General features: G+C 40.1%; 6 protein-coding genes. 5 read left to right on the top strand and 1 reads right to left on the bottom strand.

Annotated elements, in window-relative coordinates; genetic code table 11:
* The coding region (locus GPUN_RS08740; protein WP_040520775.1) for a helix-turn-helix domain-containing protein at window positions 1-286 on the bottom strand (286 nt) is incomplete at its 3' end.
* A 311-nt stretch (window positions 287-597) separates the two neighbouring features.
* Here GPUN_RS08740 and aldA point away from each other — a divergent pair.
* The 5 genes from aldA to GPUN_RS08715 all read left to right on the top strand — a co-directional run bounded on the left by aldA (window position 598) and on the right by GPUN_RS08715 (window position 7,033).
* The gene (gene aldA, locus GPUN_RS08735; RefSeq protein ID WP_006005711.1) at window positions 598-2,022 is read left to right on the top strand and encodes an aldehyde dehydrogenase; all 1,425 of its coding nucleotides are present in this window, start codon (window positions 598-600) and stop codon (window positions 2,020-2,022) included.
* A gap of 56 nt (window positions 2,023-2,078) precedes the next feature.
* Window positions 2,079-2,474, top strand: coding sequence for a hypothetical protein (locus GPUN_RS08730; RefSeq protein ID WP_040520738.1), 396 nt, complete (start codon window positions 2,079-2,081; stop codon window positions 2,472-2,474).
* A 4-nt stretch (window positions 2,475-2,478) separates the two neighbouring features.
* Window positions 2,479-3,720, top strand: a complete 1,242-nt coding sequence (locus GPUN_RS08725; protein ID WP_040520735.1) for a mandelate racemase/muconate lactonizing enzyme family protein — start codon at window positions 2,479-2,481, stop codon at window positions 3,718-3,720.
* Between the two features lies 1 nt (window position 3,721).
* Window positions 3,722-5,338 (top strand): GMC family oxidoreductase, encoded by a 1,617-nt coding sequence (locus tag GPUN_RS08720; protein ID WP_006005707.1) that lies wholly within the window; start codon window positions 3,722-3,724, stop codon window positions 5,336-5,338.
* Between the two features lie 165 nt (window positions 5,339-5,503).
* Window positions 5,504-7,033 carry an aldehyde dehydrogenase family protein gene (locus GPUN_RS08715; protein ID WP_006005704.1) on the top strand — a complete coding sequence of 510 codons (1,530 nt, stop codon included), beginning with the start codon at window positions 5,504-5,506 and terminating at the stop codon, window positions 7,031-7,033.
* Window positions 7,034-7,145: the final 112 nt, after the last annotated feature.

Here is a 7,145-nt window from a genome sequence, read left to right as displayed (position 1 = left end):
AAACGGGATAAAAAACCGGAATAATGCTTTGTTTGTTATATATAGTGGATGCGATTTGAAATATTTTCGAACCAATACAGTAAGATTTTTTTCTGCTTGGATCTAGCGCTACCATTTGGTGTTCAAGTAAAGCATTAATAATACGATGACCACTGGCAGGAGGAATATTTACCTGTAAACAAATCTCAGATAAGGTTAAGGGATAGGCTGATTTAGCTAACAGATCTAGCATCAGTACAGAACTATCAACTGCTGGGGCTTTGGATTTTTCTTTGAGAGACGTCATATGCAATTAATTTTTATTTTATATATGGAATTTAATTCTATCCTATATTCTTATTAAAAAATACTCACTTAAGTAAATAAGAAGCTGAATAATATAGTTAAAAAACAAAAAAAAATAGGCCAAGCCAATCTTCTTAAAGTTTTCCCGCCTCATTTTTTAACTTAATTAAATTAAAATCACACCATTACCTATCATATATAAAATAGATAAATTCTATATATAGAATTTATATTTTAAATATAGAAAGGCATTGACAATTTTTTTTAACAAGACATAGAATGAAGAGATCTAAACTACCTAGGGCAATCACAATGAGAATTGAACAAAATTTCATTAATAATGAATTCGTAGGAACAACAGCCAACGATTTGATACAAGTTTATAATCCAGCGAACGGGGAAATTGTTGCACAGGTTCCGCTCGCAAGTTCAGAAGAAACCATACACGCTGTTACTTGCGCTGCGGAAGCTCAGCGGAAATGGCGTAAACTAACGAGTATCGAACGTGGTAACTATCTGCAACGTTTGGCGGATGCTTTATTGGTACGTCAAGCTGAAATAGGTGCAATATTAGCAAAAGAATCAGGTAAAAGCCTCGAAGATGCCACCAATGAAACGGTCTATGCTTCTGAGATTACCCGTTATCATGCTGAGTGGGCACGCCGTATTGAAGGTGAAATTATTCCTAGTGATACGCCGAATGAAAATTTGCTATTACAGCGCGAACCCATTGGTGTTGTGGCCGCATTGATCCCGTTTAATTTCCCTGTTTATACTTTGTTACGGAAAATAGCGCCAGCGCTCATCACCGGCAATACCGTGATTGTTCGTCCTAGTAATAACACTCCTTGTTCGGCCTTTGCCATTGCCAAAGCTATACAAGATGCAGGAATTCCTAAAGGTGTTGTTAATATTTTAGCCATGACACATGCCACTGCAGAGCTTTTATGTACTCACCCTAAAGTAGGCATGATTACCCTTACCGGCAGTGTTGGTGCGGGACGTAAAGTGTTGGAATACTCCCAAGTAAATATTGCTAAATCTTCCTTGGAGCTTGGTGGAAAGACACCAGCTATAGTCGAGGCTGATGCCGATTTAGAAAAAGCTGCAAAGGAGATAGTAGCATCCAGAACTAGCAATTGTGGTCAGCTTTGTACAGCCGTAGAGCGTGTTTATGTGCACGAAGATATTTACGATGAATTTGTCGGATTGCTGCGCCAAAACATGATCAACAGATCATTCGGAAATCGTATTGAAAATCCCGATTTTATGGGACCACTGATCAACGAAAATGCCCGTTTGAATATTCATCAAATGGTAGAAAGAGCAATTGATGATGGGGCCTCATTAGAAGTAGGTGGTTTTATTCCAGAAGGCCCTGGCCACTTCTACCCACCTACCTTGCTGACAAACTGTAGACAGGATATGGAAATTGTACAAGAAGAAATTTTCGGCCCAGTATTGCCCGTATTAAAATACAGCACAGCGGAAGAAGCATTAGCATTAGCTAACGATCATCAGTTTGGTCTATCTTCGGTGATTTATACAGAAAATTATCGTACGGCAATGAAAGTTGCCAATGAGATTGAAGCGGGTGAAGTTTATATTAATCGTACACCATCAGATCCTTACCAAGGCTATCATGCTGGATGGAAGCGCTCAGGTCTAGGTGGTGATGACGGCAAACATGGAATGCTTGAATTTACACAGACTCGATTGGTGGTATTGAAATATTAACGCTTAACTCTGTTATTCATTCCATAATCATATCACTCGGTCGGAGGTAATACATAATGGCCAATGCAACTTGCAGCAAGACTAAGATGATAGGAAGGAGAATAACAGCGCACAGCCAAGCGCGTATGCAATCAAATGTTAAACGTTATTTCCAACTTTTGTTACTTGTCTTGCTCATTGGCTTAATGACCTACGCGATACGCGGTATATATTGTGAAATTATTGGTGATTGTCATGTGCCAATTCATCTTACCGGTTTAGCTGTTGGAGTCATCTCTTTACTCGCTTATACCCCAGACATATTTCTTCCACAAATCAATAGTTATATCGCTACATACTATGAAGGTGTGACGGTATATCAACTTTATTTCGGCTATATCGCTGCTATGGGTTTCTTGGACGTTTTGGCGACCTTGAGGCTTAAGCGTATGTTAGTTATCAAAAAAGGGTAATATTATGAAAGTAGTTTCTTGTGAATCTCATGTTGTAGCAACCCCTCCCCCGCACCTTGGTGGGATGTACTGGATTTTTGTCTCAATAAGAACTGATTGTGGCATTGAAGGTATTGGTGAAATTTACGCCTCAACATTTCATCCTAATGTCATGCTTTTAGCGATTGACGATGTTTTTGACCGATATCTTAAGGGCTATGATCCCCATCATATTGAACGATTTTTTCGCGAAGCTTATTCTAGTGGTTTTACCCAGCGACCAGATCTTAGCATGATGGGAGTAGTTAGCGCATTAGAAATGGCTTGCTGGGACATTGTTGGTAAGGCCGCTAATAAACCAGTATATGAATTAATAGGAGGAAGAGTTCATGACAAACTCCGGACTTACACCTATTTATATCCTAAAAACAATGCAGGTGAATATGATTATGACAATATCGAGTTAGCTGTCGAATGTGCTCAAAAAAATATGGAGCAAGGATTCACCGCCCTAAAATTTGATCCCGTTGGTCCTTACACTGCATATAGTGGTCATCAACTGTCACTTGAAGCCCTTGATAAAGCTGCTACATTTTGCCAACGTATTCGTGAAACCGTTGGTAATAAATGCGATTTGTTGATCGGAACTCACGGACAAATGACCCCAGCCTCCGCCATTCGATTAGCAAAACGTTTAGAGCCTTTCGATCCATTATGGTTTGAAGAGCCTGTGCCTCCGGGCCAGTCAGAAGCAATGGCACAAGTGGCAGCAAAAACGAGCATTCCTGTTGCCACCGGTGAACGCCTGACCACCAAATATGAGTTTTTTGACTTACTCAAAAATGGCTCCGCCTCGATTATACAGATGAACTTAGGGCGTGTTGGTGGCATTTTAGAAGCGAAAAAAATTGCCAGCATTGCTGAAGTCTATTACGCACAAATTGCGCCTCATCTTTATAACGGTCCTGTTGGTGCTGCAGCAAGTATTCAACTCGCTACTGCAACACCTAATTTTCTTATTCAAGAAAGTATCATGACTTGGGATGGGTTTCATGCAGAAGTACTGCAAGAAAAAATTGATTGGCAAGACGGTTACATTATTCCATCTAAAAAGCCAGGTCTTGGTATTGAGTTAAATATGGATGTAGTAAGAGCTAATTCACCTTATACCGGAAAAGCATTACACCTATCAATGGCTTCAAAACCTTACGACTTCAAAGAACAGTCTAACGAAGATTGGAAGTTATCTACCAAAGAGAATAGCTAAAATGACTTATGATTTTATTATTGTTGGTGCAGGCTCCGCTGGCTGTGTTCTTGCTGATAGGCTCAGTGAGTCAGGACAACATAAAGTGCTGTTATTAGAGGCGGGTGGCAAAGACCGTCTACCGTGGATTAAATTACCAGTAGGGTTTGCTAAAACTTATTATCACCCTACCTATAATTATATGTACTACAGCGAAAAACAAGAAAATATGGATGGGCGTAAGATGTACGCTCCTCGTGGTAAAGGGCAAGGAGGGTCTGGTTCTATTAATGCAATGATCTATGTACGCGGACAGGCATCTGATTTTGACGATTGGGCGGCAGCGGGTAATAAAGGATGGTCCTATCAAGATGTATTACCTTACTTTAAGAAAATGGAAAAACATCCTCTTGGCGATACCGAATTTCATTCTGCTAAGGGAAAAATGGGTATTACACAAATGTCCCAGAGTGCCCATCCTCTTTGTGCGCATTATCTTAAAGCCAGCAAAGAACTAGGTTTTAAAATCAATGATGATTTTAATGGTGCTGAGTTTGAAGGTGCGGGCATTTACGAAGCTAATATACACAAGGGCTTTCGCGATTCTAGCAACACCGCTTATCTTAAACCCGCATTAAAACGGTCTAATTTGACTATATGGCATCACACTGTTACCGAAAAAGTTCTCTTTGATGTAAACAAACGTGCTTATGCATTGGAAATAAATAAAAATGGCGTAAATCAAACTTTAACTGTTAATAAAGAGATTATTTTAGCTGCTGGTGCTGTCGACTCGCCCAAGTTACTACAACTTTCCGGGGTGGCAGATGAAAAGCTATTAGATAAGCATAATATATCTGTAGTGCTGCACTCCCCTGCGGTAGGGAAAAACTTGCAAGACCACCTGTGTGTTAGCTATTACTACCGAGCCAATGTTAAAACGCTCAACGATGATTTAGGCTCGTTATGGGGGCAAACTAAAGCTGGTTTGCAATACGCTTTTAACCGTAGCGGCCCTTTAGCGATTAGCGTTAACCAGGGAGGAGGATTTTTTAAAGGCGGCGAAATGGAAGATTCACCAAATATTCAATTATATTTTAATCCAATGTCGTATGAAATACCGACGGATCCTAAGGCAACATTAGCCCCCGATCCTTATTCTGGTTTTTTGCTTGCTTTCAACTCTTGTCGCCCGAGTAGTAAAGGTACAATTGAACTGACGTCGAGTAACCCACTAGATGCACCATTAATTAACCCTAATTACTTATCGACTCAAAAAGACATCGAAGAAGTGTTGCAGGGGCACAAACTCATTCGTAAATTTATGCAAGCTCCTGCGCTTAAAGCGGTAACTGAAGAAGAAGTTAAACCGGGCGAAGAGGTTACTGATGAGGCAAGTTTGTTGAAGTATGTTCGTGAACAAGCAAGCTCTATTTATCATCTTTGTGGTACTTGTGCTATGGGGAATGAGCCAAAAAATTCGGTTGTTGATCATCGTCTACGTGTGCATGGTATTAAAGGCCTTCGCGTCGTAGATGCATCGATTTTCCCCAATATAACCTCTGGCAATATCAATGCACCTGTAATGATGGTTGCGGAAAAGGGAGCCGACATGATCCTAGAAGACAACCGTTCATGATTTTTTATAAGTAAGAAATATTAATCAATACACCAAAAAATATCAATTGTGCTGAAGTGATGTTTAACACTAATCTACCTATCTAGATAAATCTCAATATTCAAAATTTCGTTATGCATTGTGAATGAGCAATGCCGATAAAATATCACATAAACGAGTATATATATGTTAACTGAAACTATGACTAACGTAGCCCCAGAAAACTTATCACATGATGATTGGGTTAACTTGGCGGACAACCTGAAAATAGAAACTGAACTGTTTATCGATGGTTCTTGTGTTGCGGCTGCAAGTGGCGCAAGGTTTGAAACAATTAACCCTGCGACAGGAAAAGTGCTTGCATCTGTTGCTTGTGGGGGTGTTGAGGATATTAACCTTGCAGTGGCTGCAGCTAAAAGAGCTTGGGAAGACGGACGTTGGAAGAATCTGCCGACAAGAGAACGGATAACAATACTGCTACGTTTTGCTGATTTGGTTGAAACGCATGCTGCTGAACTTGCACTGTTGGAAAGTTTGGATATGGGTAAACCAATAACCGATGCGCTAACAATTGATTTGCCTGAAGTAGTGGTTTCTTTACGTTATTTTGCCGAGTGTATCGATAAGATTAACGGCGCAGTAACGAATACTGACAACAATGCCTTACATATGATACTCAGGGAACCTTTAGGTGTTGTCGGTGCTATTTCTGCTTGGAACTACCCTTTATTAATGGCTGTTTGGAAAGTAGCTCCAGCATTGGCTGCTGGTAACTGCGTTGTTTTAAAACCTTCTGAAAATGCTCCTTTAAGTTGTATCAAATTGGCTCAGTTATTTGTCAAAGCAGGCGGACCAGCAGGCGTTTTTAATGTAGTGAATGGTTATGGTCAAGAGGCTGGTAAAGCCTTGGCTTTGCATATGGATGTTGCAAAAATCAGTTTTACAGGTTCTACGGCAGTTGGTAAACAATTGATGATTTATGCTGCTCAGTCGAACTTGAAACGAGTGGCTTTAGAAACAGGTGGCAAAAGCCCACAAATTTTCATGTCTGATCTTGAAGACATAGACCGAGCTGTTGATTATGCTTTTGCAGGTATATTCGACAATGCAGGCCAAGTATGCAATGCCGGCTCGCGCTTGTTAGTGCATCGCGATATTTATGATGTCTTTATTGAAAAATTTACTCAAAGAAGCCAAGCAGTTTATCAACATGGTGAGCCTTTAAATCCAGCAACAACCTTGGGTCCTGTGGTTACACATTTACATCAAAAAAATGTTTTAGCAAAAATAGAGCAAGGTATTAAAGAAGGCGCAAAACTAGTTTTTGGTGGAAGAGCATCCTCTGCTTTTGAACAAGGTGCCTATGTTCAACCAACGCTACTAAGCAACGTTGAATCACACATGACTATTGCTCAGGACGAAATTTTTGGCCCTGTTGCTGTAGCTATTCGTTTTGATGATGAACAACATGCCCTTGCTATTGCTAATGATTCTATCTTTGGCCTAGCGGCGAGTGTTTGGACAGCTGATTTAAAAACGGCCCATCGAATGATTAAAGGGATTGAAGCGGGTGTTGTTTGGGTTAATTGTTTTGGGGACGGTGATATGACACAGCCCTTTGGTGGTTATAAACAATCTGGTAATACTCGTGATAAATCAATTGAATGCTTTATCGGCTATACACAAAGTAAATCGGCATGGATTAACTTAGATTAGAAGCAAAGCGTTTTGAAATCTTTCATGAGACACCTCATGATAAAAATGGACACAAAAAGAGCATTGAAGTGAAGGAGAGCTTTTCGCAAATAACACTGCGAATAGCTCAAAA

The organism is Glaciecola punicea ACAM 611, from assembly GCF_000252165.1.
Taxonomy (GTDB): Bacteria; Pseudomonadota; Gammaproteobacteria; order Enterobacterales; family Alteromonadaceae; genus Glaciecola; species Glaciecola punicea.
The sequence above is the reverse complement of the archived record's forward strand: the minus strand, read 5'-3'. Positions and strand labels throughout refer to the sequence as shown.

Excerpts from the sequence above, each read along its gene's own strand:
- aldA (WP_006005711.1), top strand. The coding sequence starts at position 598 with ATGAGAATTGAACAAAATTTCATTAATAATGAATTCGTAGGAACAACA.
- GPUN_RS08715 (WP_006005704.1), top strand. The coding sequence starts at position 5,504 with ATGTTAACTGAAACTATGACTAACGTAGCCCCAGAAAACTTATCACAT.
- GPUN_RS08720 (WP_006005707.1), top strand. The coding sequence starts at position 3,722 with ATGACTTATGATTTTATTATTGTTGGTGCAGGCTCCGCTGGCTGTGTT.
- GPUN_RS08730 (WP_040520738.1), top strand. The coding sequence starts at position 2,079 with ATGGCCAATGCAACTTGCAGCAAGACTAAGATGATAGGAAGGAGAATA.
- GPUN_RS08725 (WP_040520735.1), top strand. The coding sequence starts at position 2,479 with ATGAAAGTAGTTTCTTGTGAATCTCATGTTGTAGCAACCCCTCCCCCG.